The 548-nt window shown below is 42.2% G+C and carries 1 protein-coding gene; it reads left to right on the forward strand.

The window, feature by feature from the left end:
* Window positions 1-160: 160 nt before the first annotated feature.
* Window positions 161-548 (forward strand): exonuclease subunit SbcD (gene sbcD / locus A3761_RS07290; RefSeq protein ID WP_156491711.1); only part of this gene is annotated, 388 nt, incomplete at its 3' end.

Raw genomic sequence — 548 nt, forward strand, 5'->3', positions numbered from 1 at the left:
GCTACTATTAAACTTATCTTTTACAAGAAAATTAACAAGGTGATCTTTGTATCACTTTGAAAGCTTATGCAACCATGTGAACCAAGTCCGCAATAAAATGCCTTTACTTCACAAAAATAAGGGGTAAATTAGTCTTCAAATTGAAAATCGGGTCAACATCTTGAAAATAATTCACTCCTCCGACTGGCATCTTGGTCAGTATTTCATGGGTAAAAGTCGCCAAAAAGAACATCAGGGTTTCCTTAATTGGCTGGTTGAGCAGGTTCTTGAGCATGAGGTTGACGCCGTTATTGTTGCCGGCGATATATTTGATACCGGGGCTCCACCTAGCTATGCTCGCGAACTTTATCACAAGTTTGTGATTGACTTTAGTGAAGCGACAAACAAGGCTGTGCCTCTCGTTATTGTTGCCGGAAATCATGATTCTGTCGCCATGCTTGAAGAAACCTCTGACTTGCTTGCGCACTTCAACACGCATGTAATTTCTTCTGCAAACGAGAATACCTACGAGCAACAGCTATTGCCCCTGACAGGCGCTGCTGGTGAAA

The sequence above is a fragment of the Oleiphilus sp. HI0123 genome, assembly GCF_001635315.1.